This is a genomic window from Shewanella hafniensis, assembly GCF_019655335.1.
In the GTDB taxonomy this organism is placed as follows: Bacteria; Pseudomonadota; Gammaproteobacteria; order Enterobacterales; family Shewanellaceae; genus Shewanella; species Shewanella hafniensis.
Window position 1 is genome coordinate 1 of sequence record NZ_BPFD01000041.1, and the last position, 18,736, is coordinate 18,736.

The following is an 18,736-nucleotide window of genomic DNA, read 5'->3' on the forward strand; positions in this document are numbered from 1 at the left end:
GTTGGGGCATTATTCGTTTACCCTTACTGAACAAGTACTAAATGGGCAACTGAGGCCGCTGAAACAACCACCGGAGCTGGACAAATGGCCTTAGCGTACGTTTTCGTACCATTGGGCTTCACACCCCTATTTAGGCTGATAAAAAGCACGGATATCCTTCACTAACTGAGTTAATGATTCGGGCTCAACGTACATCATGTGTCCCGCTTTATAGTAATGCATACTCACACGACTATTATCTATGCCGTTATCGGCAAAGGTATTTTCGGTGGCAAAAAATGGCGTCGCAAAGTCAAAGTAACCGTTGCCGACAAAAATCCGCAGATCTTTATTCTCACGCTGCGCTTGACCAAGATAAGGCGCCACGTTGACATAGTGCATCTGCTTACCGCTAATATTCCAGTTCCAGCCTCGGTTCACATCAACAGAGAGTACATTGAAAGGACGGGATAAGGTCACGCCCAAATCGTCATACAGATATTGATGCATGGCGGCTGTATAAGCGCCATCAATCCCATAACCTGATGGATCATCGTCGGTTGAATCGCCGCCACTATCATAGTCTTTACCTGTGTAGCGGCTGTCTAACCGCCCTATTGTCAAATCTTGATCTCTGAGCAGCTCCTTAGTGTATCGACTGGCGCTCACGCGCAAATTAACACGATCTAAATAGTGCTCACTTAACCCCGTAAAGCGCGCCAAGCTTTGACGTACCGCTTGATATGCCTCGGGTGTTAAGCGGCTGCCTTGCAACAACGCAAGGGCATAATCTTTAATGGCAAACTGGCGCGCTTCCTCAATAAAAGCCTCTAGCCCTAAAGCTTTATCCGCAGCGCTGACTTTATTATGGTAAAAAGCCGTCGCCGCCATCGTCGGTAAAAAACCAATATACGGCTGATTATTACCTGGCTGGTAACGGGCATGACTAAAATCGAGAATAGATGAAATCAGCATAATCCCATTGACCGAAATGTCGGTCCAACCGCCCTGCAATTCATTAACAAGTGCTGCCGCGCGGGTAGTACCATAACTTTCACCCGCCAAATATTTAGGGGAATTCCAACGTTTATGCTCAATCAACCAGCGGCGAATAAACTCGGCAATTGACTGGGCATCTTCTTTCACGCCCCAAAAGTCTGCACCTTTTTTATCACCTAAAGCGCGACTAAAGCCAGTGCCTACGGGATCGATAAACACGAGATCGGACTCATCGAGCACAGAGTAATCATTTGATTCAATAAGATAAGGTGCTGCGCCATCGTCCTTTGCATCCGGCACCACCACACGTTTAGGACCGAATAAGCCCATGTGCAACCAAAGTGAGGCCGAACCCGGACCGCCGTTAAAGATAAAAGTGACTGGGCGTGTACTGCTATCTTTAATATCGTTACGTAAATAGCTAATAGAGAATATACTCGCCAGCGGCTCGTCTTTATCATCCTTTAAAATAGTCTCGCCACTTATCGCTTGGTAACTGACTTTTTGCCCTTGAATCGTCATCTTATGCTCAGTTTTGACGACTTCAGGGGCAAGCTTGTCGGCTTTATCCTCGGCCTTTTTGGCGGGTTCGGCATAGCTCAGGCTCGAGCAGAATACGAACAACGGCAACAGTAATAATGACCAAAGCGGCCTAGCCGACGCGCGTCGACACGATAATAAAGGTGTCATCTTATTTCCTTCTATTTTTGTTATAGCGGTAACTATCATCCTGCCCAGCTTACAAAGACTCAACAGCAGGCGCAAAACACAATTGCAACTGAATGCGTCAAAGGACTGCTTAAATGAAATCCCATAAATTCACGCTGATTTAAGCCGTTAACCGCTAAGATAGGCACGAATCTAAGTCTGTATTCCTTAGTTTCTATGGTTAATAAAGGCACGCCATTCTCCAGCAGGAAGTTTTATGAGCACTATTACTCTGATCAGTATTGTCATTCTTTGTCTATTAATCGGCGCTATCTTGCTGCTGCTTTGGCAAAGACAAAAAGGAAAAACCATACCGCTGGCGGTGATATTTGTACTGGGATTTTTCGCCTCAGGACTCGGTGCGATTATTGGATTTGTACATAAAGGCGAGGATTATCAAGCCTATCAAAAACTGCAATGGCACACCTTAGCACCCGAGCAAATTGCACCTCTGGTTGCCCAAGGCTATACAGTGTTTGTCGATATCACTTCAGATTGGTGCACCATCTGCCAAACCAATAAAGCCGAAGTCACCCACAGGGAACAAATTGTGAATGCCTTAATGGCAGACAACATTATCCTGATGCAAGGCAACTGGAGTGAGGCCAACAAAACGATTGAAAGCTATATGCGCCATGAAGGTGTACCAGGTACGCCCTATAATAAAATCTACGGTCCAAGCGCACCCAATGGCATTCTCTTGCCGTCAAAACTCAGTATGAGTGATGTACTGAATGGCCTTGCTGCCGCACAAACGAATCGCAGCTAACGGAAAAATAACCAATAAAAAAGGCTGCACTGCAGCCTTTTTGCTCACTTCAAATCTATAAAAGCCAAATTTCTTGAAAGGTGGGTTAGAAATCGCTTCTATAAATTGGCTTACTCATTAAAAACGGTAATTTACACGGCCATAGTAGAAGCCACCGTTGTAATCGAACGGCCCACTTTCATAGTAAACGCCACCAAGTTCGCCTAAGGTTCCGTCTTTCAGCTTTTGCGCTTTTTGGTCGAATAGGTTATTTGCCCCTACCGCCAGCGTTAAGCCATCAAATAACTCATAGCTCACTTCCAAATCTATGGTGACAGCAGCATCGGCCATTTCAGAACCCCAATCAGAGGTATCATCAGCATGAGTCGCATAGTACTCACCGAAGTAGTTACCACGCAGTGACATGCTTAATTGATCCCATGACTGCGCCCAGGTCAAGGTTGCACGGTGTGCAGGAATACCATCTTCTAAACGGCGAACCTTGCCTTCATCAGTGGTTTCGGGATCGAATTTATCAACACTGGTATCGGTCCAACCATAGGCAAGACTGAATTTAGCATTACCCGACAGGATTTCCGCATCATAGGAGGCGACGATGTCGATACCTTGAGTGGTAGTATCAAAGTCGTTAGTGTAATAACTCACGCCTTGGATCAACTCTGGGAACTCAACGCCCGCTGCACGCAGTGCATCATAGTCTTTAGCTTCAACATCAATCTTACTCGACTGCGCAATACGACCCTCTACGCCAATGTTGTAATAATCGACCGTTAAGAAAAAGCTTTCGTACTCATAGACAGCACCTAATGCATAGCTTATTGACTCTTCAGGCTTTAACACTTCCCCGCCATAAAATGCCGCAAGCGGATCGGTAGGTGGTGCAATAAAGGTCTGGATCAGTTCACCTTCGATAATCGATGTCTGTGTGTTGACGACGTTTTCTTGACCCACGGTTGGCGCACGGAAACCTGTGCTGTGTGACGCGCGGAACGACAACTCATCCGTTGCGGAATACTGCAATGTCAGTTTGTAATTTAACGTATCGCCAAAGGTCGAAAAGTCTTCGTAACGCAGTGCTAAACCGAGTAACCAGTCATCACTTAAGTAAGCTTCTAAATCCGTATAAATACCGATATTGTGGCGAGAGTTTTTACCCGCAGATTCTGGGCCAAAGCCTTTAAATCCGTGCGCACCAATGTTGAAACCTTGGCTAGCATAAGGGCCGGCAATCCAAGAGGCTTCATCACCTTGAGATATCTCAAAAGACTCATTACGCCATTCAAAACCAGAAGCAAAGCTAACGTCTTCGATGCCACCTATAGTAATGAAACGCGAGAAATCTAAGTTAACAGTGGTTTCAACTTGCTCATAGGCACCGGTATCGAAATCAGTCGGTGTGTCTAATCCCAATGATGGATTTAAAGAATTTTTAAGGCCAAAGCTAGCTTTGTTACTACCCGTACCGGCACTGAAATCATAATTCCACTCGCCGATATCGCCCTTTACACCGGCGAAGAAAGACATGTCTTCAATGGTACCAGTGAACTGCGGCGTATAACCCCCTGGGAATATCTGGTTCATGGCAAAGCAATTGGGATCGGCGACCATCGCCTTGTAAGCATCCGTATCGAGTACGTTGCCGTCACTGCCATCAGCATTTTTAGGAATAGGTACGAGTCCACATGTTGATGGATCACCATTTACCGCGCCTACGAGTAAGTTCTGACCACCATCATTGGAATACACGTTGCTCCGATTTTGCGGGTAACGATAATAAAATCCCCCCACAGCATCGCGGGAAGACAGGTTACCAAAGGCATAGGCATGCATATTGGCATTAATGTCTAAGCCTGAGTTGATGAACACTGAGTAGTCATCATTGATTTCAGGATTACCCCATACTTGAGCGGGGTCATTAATCGCAATATTGCCCTGCACAGCTAAGTTAGCCGCATCGGGACGCTGCACACTACGACTGGTTGCATCGGCATTTTTATACTGGAAGCTTAAGTTAACAAAGCCATTATCCGTCAACGGTAAACCAACATCACCTTCGACTGTGGTCGTGGCACCGTCACCCTCGTAATATTCACCTTGGGTCACTGTGATGGAGCCACCATCAGAATTATCTTTTAAGACAAAGTTCATGACGCCTGCTATCGCATCAGAGCCATATTGCGCCGCAGCGCCGTCGCGCAGCACTTCGACTTGCTTCAATGCAGAACCAGGAATAACCGAAATATCAGGACCTTGAGCACCATCGTTAATGCCGCCGCCTTGGAATGCAATCACAGCTGCGCGGTGACGACGCTTACCATTGACTAACACTAAGGTACTGTCGGAAGGCAAACCACGTAAGTTAACGGGACGTACTAAGGTTGCCGCATCACTGATGGGTTGAGCGCGCGAGTTAAACGAAGGTACTGAGGTCACCAACATATCAATCATGTCAGTCGAACCATTCTTTTTTAAGTCGTCACTACTAATAATATCAATTGGAACGGGGGAATCACCGATTGAGCGTGGTGCCGCACGTGAACCAACAACTGCAATCTTTTCCACGCCTTCATTTTTAACAGCAGCGTCTTCTTCCTCAGCCATGGCTTGCGGGCTAGTGAAGCTACCAGACAAAGCTAATGTAATCGCCAAACTGACTGCACTTAATCCAAACTTCTGCTTCTTTGAGGTCATCATATTCATCCCAACTGCTTATTATTTTTAGAATACCTGACCTGCTTTATGTGATTATCGTCCCTAAAACCTTGCTACCACGGTCAATACAAAGTTATTTTTACATAACAAGAACATTTTTATAACACAAATAAGACAATATCCAATATTAAATCAGACTTTTGAATGAATATTAGTCATTTCTCTTTTAGATCAGTTTGTTATAAGTGAATATTTTTTAGGGTGTGTCGTTAGGTAAAATGCACTTTAGGGCGCCAAAATGTAAAATCATAAGTCACCATAAAGTGGGAAATACTCACTAACTCAATCAAAGACACGATATATCGCGACATGCAACTTAAGGTATACTCGGGCAATACCAGCCAAGCTTGAGTACCGCAGATGACAAATAAGATTTCAGTCAATAATCAAAAATCAGTCGATAAGCATTTCTTGCCTGAAAATCAGTTACTGCTTAACGCTGTCGGTGAAGGGATTTATGGATTTGATTTAAGCGGGAATGCGGTGTTCATCAATCCCGCAGCTGAACGCATGACAGGTTGGAAAAATGAAGAGTTATTGGGCAAAAATATCCATAACTGTCATCATCACAGCCATGCCGATGGTAGCCATTATCCCCAAGAAGATTGCCCAATTTACAACACATTAAAGGATGGCATTACCCGCGAAATCACCCACGATGTGTTCTGGCGTAAAGATGGGAGTAGCTTTCCCGTGCATTACAGTTCTACGCCCGTTTACCGTGATAATGAACTCATTGGCGTAGTCGCGATATTTCGTGACATTAGTATCCAAAAGCAAACGGAGCAGTCATTACGCCAAGCGTTGGCTCAAGTGCAAGCGCTCTCGGAGCGACTTGCCTCCGAGAATCATTACCTACAGGCAGAGCTAGCTGACAAAACGGGTGATGTGGATATTTCGGGTGGCAGTAGCGTGATCCGCCACATGATCCAGCAATTGCATATGGTAGCCAATACCGACAGTACTGTGCTCATTTGTGGTGAAAATGGCACAGGCAAAGAACTTGTAGCCCGTAACTTACACCAACTCAGTCGCCGCAAAGATAAACCTATGATCAGTGTCAACTGCGCCGCGTTTTCGGCATCCTTGTTAGAAAGTGAACTCTTTGGTCACGAGAAAGGCGCATTTACCGGTGCCACCAGCCGCCGTAAAGGTCGCTTCGAACTTGCACACCAAGGCACACTGTTCCTCGACGAAGTGGCAGAACTCAGTTTAGAAGCCCAATCAAAACTACTGCGGGTCATCCAAGAGCAATCCTTCGAACGCCTCGGAGGCAGCGAAACCATTCAAGTAGATATTCGCTTGGTCGCCGCCAGTCACCACGACTTACTCAAGCGAGTCGAGCAAGGATTATTTCGGATGGATCTCTATTACCGCTTGAATGTATTCCCAATTCAAGTACCGCCACTGCGTGCGAGGATTGAAGATATCCCCGAACTCGTCAGCCATATACTGCATAATTTGAATCGTAAGTTAGGTAAAAAAATCCGCGGCGTGAGCCAAAAAGGACTGCAAAAGCTGATGGCTTACACATGGCCGGGCAATGTGCGCGAGTTGCAAAATATTCTCGAACGCGAAGCCATTCTATCCCAAGGCGATATTTTGCAGATCCATGCGATGCCGAGCCATAACCCCTTAGCTCAGGCCCAAGGACAAACCTTAGCAGAAGCGGAAGCCTTGCATATAGAACAAACCCTTAAGCGTTTAAACTGGCGAATATCCGGCCCACTCGGCGCGGCAAATGTTCTAGGCGTTCCCGCAAGTACATTGAGATCGCGGATGAAAAAACTGGGGATCCAACGTCAATCGAGTGAAATATAACTCAAACCACACAAGCTAAAAACGCGATATATCGCCAATACGTTATATATCGTGACTACCAATTAGCTCACATTGCAAAATAACCATATATATCATATAGTTGAATCAGTTAAAACTTGGCCTAGCGCTTGCTATAGGGAGGCGAATCTTATTTAAGCCGTTAGGACCCTTTTATGCCCAAGAGCGAAGTTACCCCCAATTCTCCAAGTGTGAATAAGAGTGTGAGCGCGAAACCTTCCTCAGTCGAGCTGCACATTCCGATTAAAATCCTCTCCAACGAAACTGCAACAGGGAGCAATACGCCCTCAGGCAACATCCATTTTCGTGAGCAGAAAGGTGATTTTCAGCGCCTGCGAACCATGATGAATAGCCTGCTGATCGTGCTATTTTTCGCCCTACCGTTTATCTCCATCGATGGCCGCCAAGCGATATTGTTAGATATCAGCCAGCAACAGTTTTTCTTCTTTGGCATCACGCTCTGGCCACAGGACTTTACCCTACTTGCATGGATTTTTATCGCCGCGGCCTTTAGTCTGTTTTTTATTACCGTATTCTGGGGCCGCGTTTGGTGCGGTTATCTTTGCCCACAAACGGCGTGGACCTTTATCTATGTGTGGATAGAAACGCGCATCGAAGGCAGCAGCAATAAACGCAAACAACTCGACAAAGCGCCCTGGTCTAGCAGTAAATTAGGTAAAAGAAGCACCAAGCACTTACTTTGGGGTCTTGCCGCCCTGCTCACTGGCTGTGGTTTTATCAGCTATTTCATACCTGCCCGCGAACTCTATATCGACATTTTTACGGGCAACGCCAGCTTTTGGGTGACTAGCTGGGTCTGGTTTTTCGCCATTTGTACTTATCTGAATGCGGGCTGGATGCGTGAGCAAATGTGTTTACATTGCTGCCCCTATTCACGTTTCCAAGCGGTAATGTTCGATGCCAACACTAAAACCGTGACCTATGATGCCAAGCGCGGTGAATCCCGCGGCCCACGTAAACGTAAGCAAGAAACCAATCTCAGAGAGAGTAATCTTGGTGATTGTGTTGACTGTAATTTATGTGTCGAAGTGTGCCCAACAGGGATAGATATTCGTAACGGCTTGCAATATGAGTGCATCAACTGCGGTGCCTGTGTCGATGCCTGTAATGAGACTATGTTGAAGTTCGATTACAAGCAGAATCTTATCGGCTATATGAGCGAAAATGATCTTAAGGGAGTGAATTACTCCTATTGGCGCTCGCCGCGATTCTTAGGCTACGGCGCAGCGGTCGTGATCATGCTGGTAGTGATAGGTTTAGATTTAAATAGCCGCAGCGAGATCCAGCTTAACGTGATCCGAGACCGTCAGAGCCTGTACCGCGAAACGACTGACAATAAGATTGAAAATACCTATCAGTTGAAGATCCGCAACAAAACGCAGGACACTAAGCAGTATCAACTCGCCGTCGACAGTGAAATGCCCTTTAGTCTAATTGCCGATCCTATTATTACCTTGGCCGCGGGTGAACAGGTGGACTATCCCGTCACTGTATTAGCCGATAAGGATGCCATCCAGTCGGGGCGCAAAATGATCCAATTCTCGGTGACGGATGTGAAACAGCCAAGCCAGCAAGTGAGTCAAGAAACTGGATTCTTCAGTCCCTAGGCTTTTAGCGGTTAATATCGGTAACCGTCTACATTAACCGCTAAATCGGCGCTTGGGGAGTCAACCCAAGCGCCGTTCTAAATCAACACTCATCCCCAAAAGACAGATCTCGAATGCGCTCCACTCACGCACTATTAGGCTTTATCGATGACACGATAATTACGCTATCGTTAATGCCTGAGCTTTAGAGTAAAAATACTATTTGTTACATAAAGATACCGATATTGGCGGAGTAATGTTTTTCGCGATAAGCATTGACCTCTAGTGCTAACACCCTCTAATCTAAACACCTGTTTAACTCCAGAATAATAACAACTAATAAACATCATCTTTGAGGTAGTTCAGCATGGCATACGATCAAGACTCTCAACTCAAACTAGACTACTCATCACTGGTCGATCTGATCGAGAAAACCAGCCTGCGTTATGGCGATAAACCCGCCTATGCCTGCCTTGGTAAAACCAGCAGTTTTAATGAGATAGAACGTGATTCTCGTTACTTTGCCGCCTATTTACAAAATAAGACCACACTCAAACCTGGCGATCGCATCGCCATTCAATTGCCCAATATCACCCAATTTGTCATCGCAGCCTACGGCGCAATCAGGGCAGGGCTTATCCTTGTTAACACGAATCCCTTATATACCGAGCGCGAGCTTATTCATCAATTCAATGATTCTGGTGCTAAAGCGCTCGTGGTGTTATCCGACCTATTGCCAACCTTGGCTAAAGTCATCGACAGCACTCAAATAGAACTTGTCATCTCCACCCATCCTTTAGATTTGATCGATCCACACGTACAGCCAAAAACAGGGCTTAAGAATGTCGAGTTTTGTCAGATTTTAAAACAAGGGGCTGACCTTCCTTTTAGCCGATTTATCTCAAACCTCGACGATCTCTCGGCGTTGCAATATACGGGCGGTACCACAGGATTATCCAAAGGTGCCATGTTGACCCATGGCAATATGCTCGCCAATGCGGCGCAGGTAAAATCCCGTATCGCCAGCGTGATCACCGAAGGGGAAGATATCTTTGTTGCGCCGCTGCCGATTTACCACATTTATGCGTTTATGGTGAACTTAGTGCTGTATTTTGAGTGCGGCGGTTGCTCGGTTTTAATTCCAAATCCGAGGGATATTAGTGGCTTAATTAAGACACTCGCCAAATATCCCTTCACGGGATTTGCAGGACTCAATACCCTGTTTGTCGCCCTATGCCATCAACCCGAGTTTAAGGCGCTGGACTTTAGCCACTTAAAAATCACTATCTCTGGCGGCACTGCACTCACGGCCGCAGCGGCGAATATTTGGCAACAGACGACAGGTAATATGATCAGCGAAGGTTATGGATTATCTGAAACCTCACCGGTGATTTCACTCAATGCGCCCGGTTATCAAAAACTTGGCACTATTGGTAAACCTGTGATTGGCACTGAAGTGAAACTCTTAGATGAAAACAACCTTGAAGTGCCCTTAGGTACAGCGGGAGAATTAGCCGCGCGTGGCCCACAAGTGATGCGAGGTTATTGGAATAATCCTCAGGAAACCGCCAACGTTATGACTCCAGAGGGTTTCTTTAAAACCGGTGATATTGCCATAGCAACAGCGGAAGGTTTCCATCAAATTGTGGATCGCAAAAAGGATATGATCATAGTCTCAGGCTTTAACGTTTATCCCAACGAAGTGGAAAACGTGCTGGCGAGCCATCCAAGTGTGATCGAATGCGCCGTGGTGGGAGTAAAAGACGATCACTCGGGCGAAGCGGTTAAAGCCTTCATTGTGCTCAAGGATGATAGCCAAGATCATCAACAGGCTAAAGAGGCCATTCTAACCTTTTGCCGCGAGCAATTAACCGCCTATAAATTGCCAAGAGTCATTGAGTTTATGACACAATTACCTAAAAGTACCGTTGGCAAAATTCTGCGCCGCGAGCTAAAAGAGAAGGCTTGAAGACCGCACTTAAAGTGCAGTAATTAAAGCGCCGTACTTAAAGACAAACTGATCAACAAAGCTTAGCAACAAAAGCACAATAAAAGACCCAGTGAGCTAGCTTGAGCGTTTCAGCTAGTAACTGGGTTTTATTTTACCTAAATGGTCTCATTCAAGACGCTGGCATTGGCCTCTTCGGTTAACAATTGCAGACTGGCAAATTCACGATATAAGGCATTGGATTGCATCAACTCTTGGTGACGCCCGTAGGCAACAATCTCGCCCTTATCGAACACAAAAATCCTATCGGCATTGATTACCGTCGATAAGCGATGGGCAATAATCAAGGTAGTTTTACCCGCCATCAATACGTCCAGCGCTTGCTTCACTTTCTGCTCACTCACCGCATCTAAAGCGCTGGTCGCCTCATCGAGTAACAATATCGGTCTGTCGGCTAAAATCGCCCGCGCAATGGCGATCCGCTGTTTTTGCCCACCAGAAAGTCGCACGCCACGCTCGCCTAAATAGGTTTGATAACCGTCAGTAAACTCGCTAATAAACTCGTGGGCTCGGGCTGCAATACAGGCATCAATCACTTCTTGCTCGGTCGCATCGACTCGGCCATAACGCACATTTTCAAGTACGCTGGTCGCAAAAATCACTGAGTCTTGTGGCACCAGAGCAAACTGCGCCCTTAGGTCTTGCGGAAGAAGCTCTGCAATATCAATTCCTTCCAGTCGAATACTGCCAGCGCTAGGCACATAAAAGCGCTGCAATAACTGGAACAAGGTACTCTTACCCGCACCACTTGGGCCGACTAAGGCAACCCGCTCACCCGCCGCAATAGCCATATTGAGCTGTTTTAGCACTAAGGCATCATGCTCTGGATAGGCAAAGTTGAGTCCTTCTATGACTAACTCGCCACTGACTTTAACAGGTAAAGCAATAGGATGAACAACAACGGGAATATCCACTGGCGTTTCAGCCAGTTCAATTAAACGCTCGGCGGCGCCAGAAGCCCGCTGAATTTCACCTATCACTTCGCTAATCGTCGCCACTGCGCCTGCTACCATCACAGCGTAAAACATAAAGGCGGATAGCTCGCCGCCCGTCATCTTACCCGCCATCACATCGTGGGCACCGACCCAAGTCACCATAGTAATTGCCGCGATACTTAAAAACATCACGGTTGAGATCAGCAAGGCACGGTAACGAATGCGACCGCTTGCCGCAGACATCACATCTTCAACGCGGGTGTTGAATAAGCTACGGTCTTTATCTTCATGGCCATAGGCTTGTACCGTATGGATTTCATGAAGTGTTTCATCCACATAAGCACCGAGATCGGCAACCCTGTCTTGGCTTTCTCGCGCAAGCGTACGCACTTTACGGCCGAAAAAGATCACCGGCCCTAGCACTAAAGGCACAGCGAGTAACACTAATAAGGTCATCTTAACGCTGGTGATGCCCATCATGACTAAACCACCAAGTACCGTCACGCTAGAGCGCAGCGCCATGGACAGACTCGAACCCACCACAGTTTGCAACAAGGTAGAGTCGGCGGTAAAACGGGAGATCACTTCACCGGTGCGCACCTTAGCGTAAAAGGCGGGAGAGAGTTTGAGCAGTTGATTGTAAACCGTTAGACGAATATCGGCGCTGACCCGCTCGCCAAGCCAAGTCATCAAATAGAAGCGGCAAAACACCGCTGTGCCACTGACGGCGGTAATTCCGAGCACTAACAGTATGATTTCATTTAGCCGCTGCGCATTGTCACGCACAAAACCTTCATCAACCATTAAGCGCACACCTTGGCCCAATGATAGCCAAGCGAGTGACCCTATCATCAAGCAAATAATCGCCGCGACGACTTTCAGTTTGTAGGGTTTAAGAAAGCCCATAATCCAAGGCAATACCGGTCTTTGCTGCGCCGAGGTCAGTTTTGCCTTCGATGCATCAGCGCTTGTTGTGGGCGCGACTGGAATTAACTTTTCGGGCAAGGGTTCTGCGCCCGCTTTAATGGGTTCGGAAGATGTAGCGAGTTCGGCTGTCGGCTCTGTCACGGGTGATATCCTTCGATAGGGAAAGGCAATTCAAGCATAACACTGGCCTGAACTCACCTGAACTGGGTATATGCAAGCCGTTAACCGCGCAGCTTTGCTAAAAGCATATTAATGAGATGCTACCTGTTGTGGGGAAATTCAAGGGCTGAGCGTGGTTTTGCTCAAAAGAAAAGCATAAAACTAACCCGCAGCGAATGCGGGTTAGTTTGATTGCCATCGTTTAGCGCGACTTAAGCGACTTGCTGGTTTTCCGGCATTTTTGGCGTGCCATGGTGGCCATCGCGCTTCCAATCTACATCTAACAATTCTGCGCCGCTCAGGCTAAATGCTTGGCCAAAACCTTTCACATAAAGACCTTGATGGGGCGCGAGCTTGTATAAGTTAAAATCGGTTAACGCCGCAAGGTTATCGGACATTTCGCCAAAACGGGCCGATAACACACCAACGCCCTTAATAAAGGCGGGCGTATCGCGGGGCACTGCCTCGGCAATCGCATCGAAGGTCAAACGCTTGCGGGCAAAAACCGATTTGGCTGCCGTTTCATCCTCAACTAGCATCACAGAGACCTTAGATGAGTGCTTTAAGTTATGACCATGACGGGCTAAGTCACTCACCAAAATATAAAAACCATCATCAGCCAGAGCGAAGGGCGCATAGCTCGCATTCGGCTGGCCATCTGTACCAATGGTGGCCAGTTGCAAGGTCTCGCGCTGCTGTTTAAAGGCTTCAATTTCGGGTAAGAGTTTGTCTCTTAAACGTTGTTCTTGTTCGGTAATTTCAGGCTTCATTTACTGTTTTCCTTAATACTTTTGTTAATGCTGCAATTCAGAGGTGTGATTGCACCGAGGCAAAGGCAGTCGCGAGCGCTTTAAATTGGCGAACTTGCTCAGGAAACAGTGCTCTTTGTTTATCACGGCCTAAATACACTTTGAACACCACCTCACCTTCACTGCCGAAAAAGTTAATCGAATGACTCTCGCTGCCTCTAAAAGGTCTGCTGATCAAGGCAATACCGCGCATGGCATCCAATTTGAGATGGCCATGCAAACCGTCGCCCTTGCTGTAGAGGTTGTAATAACCGTGGGCGTATTTTCCCTCGGGAAAATTCCCTTTAAATTCAAATACACTGCCCGATAACATCACAATAGTGGTTAACTTTCCCCATTGGGGTAAGGCTTGTAGTAAGGCATCGAGCTGAGTTAACGGTACAAACACCACTTGTTCGGGCGGCAATGCAGCAACCACATCCAACTCGGCAATACCTAATTCACTGGCAAGCTGAGCTGGCATTACATCAGCTTGTTGCTCAAACCGTTGTCGCAGTTGCGCCTGCTGCTCACTTAGCTGACGTTGCTCAGAGCCTAAATCTGCCGCAACATCGAGCTCAGTATCGAGTGTCATCTTCATTTTACTGTCTCCAGCCGGTAGCTATAGAGTGACTTAGAACATATATCGCGCCGATAACTTCATATTACGGCCCGGTTGATACAAGGTTTGCCACGCTTGTAGGTATTTCTCGTCGCCGATGTTTTCGATGGCGAAATCCACTCTCACACCCGCCATGGCGCCCATAGTCGGCTCCCATGCAACATACACATCCCATAGGGTGTAATCGTCGTATTTCGCCACTCTATAACCGTCAGGTATATTCGACTGCGTCGCTACATAGGTAACGCGAGTGCCGAGTTTCATGTCGCCTTCCATAATGCCTTGGGATAAATCGACGTTGAATTTATTGGCGGGTATACCTTCAATATCGCCGCCCGTTTGACGATCTTCACCATGGGTTTGGCCGTAATTCATCGCTAAACGAGTTTGGCCAATACGATAACGACCGCTTATTTCAAAACCTGTTAAACGTGCATCTTCAACGTTATTCCATGAGGTCGTTTGCTCAAATCCAGGAATGCCATGCCAAGGATTAGACACTTGCTGCACGATAAAATCGTCCACATCGTTACGGAAAACGTTAAACGTTAGCGCCAGTTCATCATCACCCGCTAACTCACTGAAACGTAAGTCCGCTTTGATTTCTTTGTTACGGGCTTTTTCAGACTTGAGATCCGGATTGGTCGCAAAGGTGTTGCATAGACCTTGGGGCAAGAATCCCGGTATAGGTGGAATGCAGTAATGGGTGCCGCTAGAATACATTTCCTCTACCGAAGGTGCGCGGAAGGCTTGATCGTAACGTGCGCTTAAGGTCAACCAAGATTGAGTCTGCCAAACTAGCCCTAGCGATGGCGATAACTCATTGTCATCTGAAGATAAATTGAGGTTGTTACTGTCATTTTTAAAGCTGTCATAACGCAGACCTGCATCCAGATTTAACGTCTTAGTCAGCTCAATATCCGCCCGCGTAAAAGCCCCCCATACTGTGGTTTCACCATCAATATTTCCCGGACGCTGGCCCACTTGACCCGAATCATCACGGGTTGTTTCTATGGTATCGCGAAAACCATCAACGCCGTAGGTCAATAAAGTATTGCCCAAGCGCGAACTGTTATTGAGATTAATCCCCACAGTGCGGTACTCAGTGCTGTCTAGCTGGCCCTTAGTGATGCGGTCTTCATCGTAGTCGGTACTGTTCCAATACACTTGCATCTTAGTATCCAGATACGGGTTATTGGCAGGATTAAAACTGTAATCTAAGGTGATATTTTGGTCGTCTGTCTTGCGACGCACCAAAGGCACTGAATTACTGGCTGCCGCAGAAGGATTACTTGGCACTAATTCATTGATCTTATTAACTCTAGCAGATAACTCTAAGCGTGATGCTTCATCAGCTTGCCAACCAAATTTAGCTAAACCACTGCTGCCATGAGATGCACTGTTGCTGAGGGTTTCGTCATTACCGGTTTTGATATTGTTAGAGTCGGTGTAAGAGCCGTTCAATAACCAATCGATACTGTCTTGTTGACCATAAATCGCGCCACTGGTTTTAGTGCGCGAGCCATTGGTTTCATAACCTTGTTTGAAATAGCCACCAAAGGTCTCATCTGGTGCTAAAAAGTCTTGTGCCGACTTAGTATTTTGCGCGATGACACCACCCAGTGCGCCACTGCCCCACAAACTACTGGCTGGACCGCGCAGCACTTCAATGGATTTCAGTAACTCAGGGTCCATAAAGAAAGTTGCTCTGTGGCCAGAGTCGGTATTTTGTCTTGCTCCGTCAATAGTTTGCAGTACTCGACTGCCACTTAAACCACGGATTTCAACCCCCTGAGATGAAGCTCTTGGGCCATTCGTCAGCGTAATATTGGCCTCGTTTTTAAGGGCATTAGCCACGGATGATGCTTGAGCAACCGCAAGTTGCTCTTCACCCACCACGGCTACGCTGCGGCTGGTTTCGGAGGATTTCTCGCTGATGCGGGTTGCGCTTACTAGCACTTCATCAAACTCAGTTGTAACGAGTTTTTTATCCGCATCGCCTTGAACAACTGGCTTCACATTTTCTTCTGCCGCTAACGTAAAACTTAGGGCCGTACTGCTCAGTGCTATCGCCATTGCGATCACTAACGGCTTTTTCTTCATCTCTTCATCCTCAAGTGATAATCAGCTATATCCGTGCAATTCAATACTGACCCCAGACTCTCTTTCCAGACGCCAATCCTTTTAAGATTTAGTCTGTTATAGATGTTCCATTCCAAATTTGGCTCTTGCAAACTTGAGCCCCTTCCTAATCGAGTCCAAGGTAATCAGTCCCCATAAAGTAGGATGAATTACCGGTTTAGCTGTTTTTTTAAGCGCTCATTCGAGCTATTGCAGGCACTCTACCTGAGATAATAAAATAGATCAAATGCAAATCATTATCATTTGCGATCTTGTTTATATTGAGATATCTTAATTAGCGAAGATAAATGAGCAGAAGTGCTTTATTGGGGAAAAGAGGTTGCTGTGACACCAAAACGATATCTTGCCTTTGGCGCGTTAACTGTTGCCATACAAACGGGGGTTATCGCCTCGCAACCCGCTATCACTATGCAGCAAAGCGCCCAAGCATCGAGTGTAAATCAAGTGGCGAACGCTCCGAGCGCAAATCGTGTCACCCTTAAATTGACTGCTGCAACAAGCTCTGCAAGCAGCAACGTCAGTATTGAGCCCACTCAAACAGACGCCAAAATAGCCACTGTAAACAGCACAGTGCGAAAAGTATCATCAGCAGAATCTGTCGATAAGACAGTTATCGAGGCCGTTGAAAAACCCAAAGCTGAACAAAGAATTGACAGCCTGTTAGCTAAGAAACCTTCAATCGAAAAAACCACAACTCAAAGTCATCCAGATACAACGCCATCAGGGACGAACGCTTTAGCACATAAGCGGCCCGAACATGTTGAGCAAGAATTAGAACTAAAAACAGAGCCTAAAACAGCACAAGAACTAACGGATTTAATTGCTAACACTGCCGAACTAGATGCAAAAGCGCCCCAAAATGTAGCCAGTGCAGCATCTGACAATGCCCCAGTTAACGACAGCCTCCAAACCAACATAGTGGAATTAGCCAAACCGCTGTTTGCTACAGCGCCACCACAACCGACTTATCCGCGAATAGCGCGTAAGAAAGGACTCGAAGGCACTGCAACCATAGAAGTGATGTTTAACGAACTTGGCGAGCAACTGGCGCTGACGTTAGTAAAAAGCTCAGGATTTAGCCTGCTTGATCAGGCAGCAATTGCTGCAGTTGAGAACTGGCAATTTGCGGCGCCGACGCCAAGGCTAGCGAGTCATTACAAGGTCAGAGTGCCGATTCGTTTCGCGCTTAACTAGCGAGCCTTAATCTTATTGCTGAAAAGCTAGCCATAGTAAAGCTCACTTTTTGATTCACTCAATGACGTATAAAACTGATTTTTCAATCGATTGGAGAGGCTTAATGCCCGTAACTGATTTCTCAACCCTACAGACACAACTTGGCGTGCTGACTTGGCCCTTGTTGTTATGTGCTTTTTTAGCTTTGATGATCTGCCTTGAACGTAGCGCCTTGTTTTTGCATCAAACTCTGCTGTCAATCTGGCCCAAAAAACAGGCTTGGATAAAGGCATTGCGTCAATCAAGCTCGGCGGCGACCACTGAAAACGTCAGCGTGCTGCTCGCACAAACCAGCGCACAACAAGATTTACTCGCCCGTGGCGCTACTTTGTTACTCAAACAAGTCCACCAGCCCAAAGTGCTAAGGGAAGAATTGCTCAGTCTGTGGCTCAACAAACAGCAACGCGACTTGCAAGCCGGGCTTAAGGTTCTGCAAGTGATTGGCATTATCAGCCCATTACTCGGCCTACTTGGCACAGTATTAGGACTCATCGACATGTTTGCTCAGCTTGGGCAATCACAAGGCCCAGTTACCCCAGCGCAACTCAGCGCTGGACTCGGCCTTGCGATGAACACCACAGCAGCCGGGCTTATTATCGCCGTGCCCGCCATTACCGCCGCCCATCTATTTGGCATTTGGGCTCAAGGACAATGTCTGCGCGCAGGGCACGTGCTCAATCAACTCAATCTCTGGTTAGCGGGTATCGAAGATATTTCAATCGATAGCAATCAATACCAAGCATTCAGCAAAGTCAGCAGCAACAGTCGCTCTAGCAGCACTGAGCAAAAGTCGGCATTCAACGCCCATACTCAGATTGAGTCACAGACATGATAAGTGCAGATGCATCACAGCGTTCGCAGACTGGCATTGCTTCGCCTGAGCAACTTCCAAGCCTAGATTTAACCGCGTTAATCGACATTATTTTTATCGTGTTGGTATTTCTACTGCTGACGGCAAATAGCCAATTATTGAGTTTGCCGGTAGATGTGCCACAAAGCCCAAGTTCGGCCATCACGGCAGTCGACAACAGGCCAACGATTGCCATCAATATCATGGCGACAGCGCCTTATTGGGCAATAGATAGTGAGACATTTGATGATTTAGCGACTTTTACCGCCGCGTTTACCGCACATTTTAACACTATGCCAGAGGCGACCGTTGTTATTGCCGCCGATAAGGCCGCGCCAGTGGAGCCCTTGATGCAACTGCTCGCGCTGCTGCAGACGCTGTCCATCAGCCAGACCCAAATTTTAATGGAGCATTAGCGCCTTGCCTAACTCGCTATCTGCACCCAAAGCCAAATAGGCA

At 46.9% G+C, this 18,736-nt stretch carries 13 protein-coding genes; 7 read left to right on the plus strand and 6 right to left on the minus strand.

What is annotated here, in order from left to right; genetic code table 11:
• Positions 1–126: 126 nt before the first annotated feature.
• Positions 127–1,668: a S10 family peptidase gene (locus K5Q99_RS12705; RefSeq protein WP_220777069.1), complete on the minus strand. Its 1,542-nt coding sequence runs from the start codon at positions 1,666–1,668 to the stop codon at positions 127–129.
• 235 nt (positions 1,669–1,903) lie between these two features.
• Here K5Q99_RS12705 and K5Q99_RS12710 point away from each other — a divergent pair, with 235 nt between their 5' ends.
• Positions 1,904–2,455 (plus strand): thioredoxin family protein, encoded by a 552-nt coding sequence (locus K5Q99_RS12710; protein ID WP_220777070.1) that lies wholly within the window; start codon positions 1,904–1,906, stop codon positions 2,453–2,455.
• A 117-nt stretch (positions 2,456–2,572) separates the two neighbouring features.
• On the opposite strand, the gene K5Q99_RS12715 is transcribed toward K5Q99_RS12710, so the two are convergent.
• Entirely contained in the window at positions 2,573–5,149 is a 2,577-nt protein-coding gene (locus K5Q99_RS12715; protein WP_220777095.1) for a TonB-dependent receptor plug domain-containing protein, read from the minus strand.
• A gap of 378 nt (positions 5,150–5,527) precedes the next feature.
• Between K5Q99_RS12715 and K5Q99_RS12720 the strand changes: the two genes are divergently transcribed.
• From K5Q99_RS12720 to K5Q99_RS12730, 3 genes are all read left to right on the plus strand, one after another.
• Entirely contained in the window at positions 5,528–6,988 is a 1,461-nt protein-coding gene (locus K5Q99_RS12720) for a sigma-54 interaction domain-containing protein (RefSeq protein WP_220592192.1), read from the plus strand.
• Between the two features lie 173 nt (positions 6,989–7,161).
• Positions 7,162–8,634, plus strand: coding sequence for a cytochrome c oxidase accessory protein CcoG (gene ccoG / locus K5Q99_RS12725; protein WP_220777071.1), 1,473 nt, complete (start codon positions 7,162–7,164; stop codon positions 8,632–8,634).
• A 346-nt stretch (positions 8,635–8,980) separates the two neighbouring features.
• A complete protein-coding gene (locus tag K5Q99_RS12730) occupies positions 8,981–10,582 on the plus strand; it encodes an AMP-binding protein (protein WP_220777072.1) in 1,602 nt (533 codons plus the stop codon).
• A 137-nt stretch (positions 10,583–10,719) separates the two neighbouring features.
• Here the strand turns inward: K5Q99_RS12730 and K5Q99_RS12735 are convergent, their stop codons facing one another.
• The 4 genes from K5Q99_RS12735 to K5Q99_RS12750 form a co-directional block, all read right to left on the minus strand.
• The gene (locus K5Q99_RS12735) at positions 10,720–12,624 is read right to left on the minus strand and encodes an ABC transporter transmembrane domain-containing protein (protein WP_220777073.1); all 1,905 of its coding nucleotides are present in this window, start codon (positions 12,622–12,624) and stop codon (positions 10,720–10,722) included.
• 230 nt (positions 12,625–12,854) lie between these two features.
• Positions 12,855–13,412: a heme utilization protein HutZ gene (gene hutZ / locus K5Q99_RS12740; protein WP_220777074.1), complete on the minus strand. Its 558-nt coding sequence runs from the start codon at positions 13,410–13,412 to the stop codon at positions 12,855–12,857.
• A gap of 37 nt (positions 13,413–13,449) precedes the next feature.
• Positions 13,450–14,031: a heme utilization cystosolic carrier protein HutX gene (gene hutX, locus K5Q99_RS12745; protein ID WP_220777075.1), complete on the minus strand. Its 582-nt coding sequence runs from the start codon at positions 14,029–14,031 to the stop codon at positions 13,450–13,452.
• Between the two features lie 33 nt (positions 14,032–14,064).
• Positions 14,065–16,155, minus strand: a complete 2,091-nt coding sequence (locus tag K5Q99_RS12750; RefSeq protein WP_220777076.1) for a TonB-dependent hemoglobin/transferrin/lactoferrin family receptor — start codon at positions 16,153–16,155, stop codon at positions 14,065–14,067.
• A 363-nt stretch (positions 16,156–16,518) separates the two neighbouring features.
• Here K5Q99_RS12750 and K5Q99_RS12755 point away from each other — a divergent pair, with 363 nt between their 5' ends.
• From K5Q99_RS12755 to K5Q99_RS12765, 3 genes are all read left to right on the plus strand, one after another.
• A complete protein-coding gene (locus K5Q99_RS12755) occupies positions 16,519–17,388 on the plus strand; it encodes an energy transducer TonB (RefSeq protein ID WP_220777077.1) in 870 nt (289 codons plus the stop codon).
• Positions 17,389–17,491: 103 nt separating this feature from the next.
• Positions 17,492–18,259, plus strand: a complete 768-nt coding sequence (locus K5Q99_RS12760) for a MotA/TolQ/ExbB proton channel family protein (RefSeq protein ID WP_220777078.1) — start codon at positions 17,492–17,494, stop codon at positions 18,257–18,259.
• Positions 18,256–18,693: an ExbD/TolR family protein gene (locus K5Q99_RS12765; protein WP_220777079.1), complete on the plus strand. Its 438-nt coding sequence runs from the start codon at positions 18,256–18,258 to the stop codon at positions 18,691–18,693. The genes K5Q99_RS12760 and K5Q99_RS12765 overlap by 4 nt, the downstream gene beginning before the upstream one ends.
• Positions 18,694–18,736 lie beyond the last annotated feature (43 nt).

What these genes read in the sequence shown, in the direction of transcription:
- K5Q99_RS12705 (WP_220777069.1), bottom strand. Translation starts at nt 1,668, where the DNA reads ATGACACCTTTATTATCGTGTCGACGCGCGTCGGCTAGGCCGCTTTGG.
- K5Q99_RS12710 (WP_220777070.1), top strand. Translation starts at nt 1,904, where the DNA reads ATGAGCACTATTACTCTGATCAGTATTGTCATTCTTTGTCTATTAATC.
- K5Q99_RS12715 (WP_220777095.1), bottom strand. Translation starts at nt 5,149, where the DNA reads ATGATGACCTCAAAGAAGCAGAAGTTTGGATTAAGTGCAGTCAGTTTG.
- K5Q99_RS12720 (WP_220592192.1), top strand. Translation starts at nt 5,528, where the DNA reads ATGACAAATAAGATTTCAGTCAATAATCAAAAATCAGTCGATAAGCAT.
- ccoG (WP_220777071.1), top strand. Translation starts at nt 7,162, where the DNA reads ATGCCCAAGAGCGAAGTTACCCCCAATTCTCCAAGTGTGAATAAGAGT.
- K5Q99_RS12730 (WP_220777072.1), top strand. Translation starts at nt 8,981, where the DNA reads ATGGCATACGATCAAGACTCTCAACTCAAACTAGACTACTCATCACTG.
- hutZ (WP_220777074.1), bottom strand. Translation starts at nt 13,412, where the DNA reads ATGAAGCCTGAAATTACCGAACAAGAACAACGTTTAAGAGACAAACTC.
- hutX (WP_220777075.1), bottom strand. Translation starts at nt 14,031, where the DNA reads ATGAAGATGACACTCGATACTGAGCTCGATGTTGCGGCAGATTTAGGC.
- K5Q99_RS12750 (WP_220777076.1), bottom strand. Translation starts at nt 16,155, where the DNA reads ATGAAGAAAAAGCCGTTAGTGATCGCAATGGCGATAGCACTGAGCAGT.
- K5Q99_RS12760 (WP_220777078.1), top strand. Translation starts at nt 17,492, where the DNA reads ATGCCCGTAACTGATTTCTCAACCCTACAGACACAACTTGGCGTGCTG.
- K5Q99_RS12765 (WP_220777079.1), top strand. Translation starts at nt 18,256, where the DNA reads ATGATAAGTGCAGATGCATCACAGCGTTCGCAGACTGGCATTGCTTCG.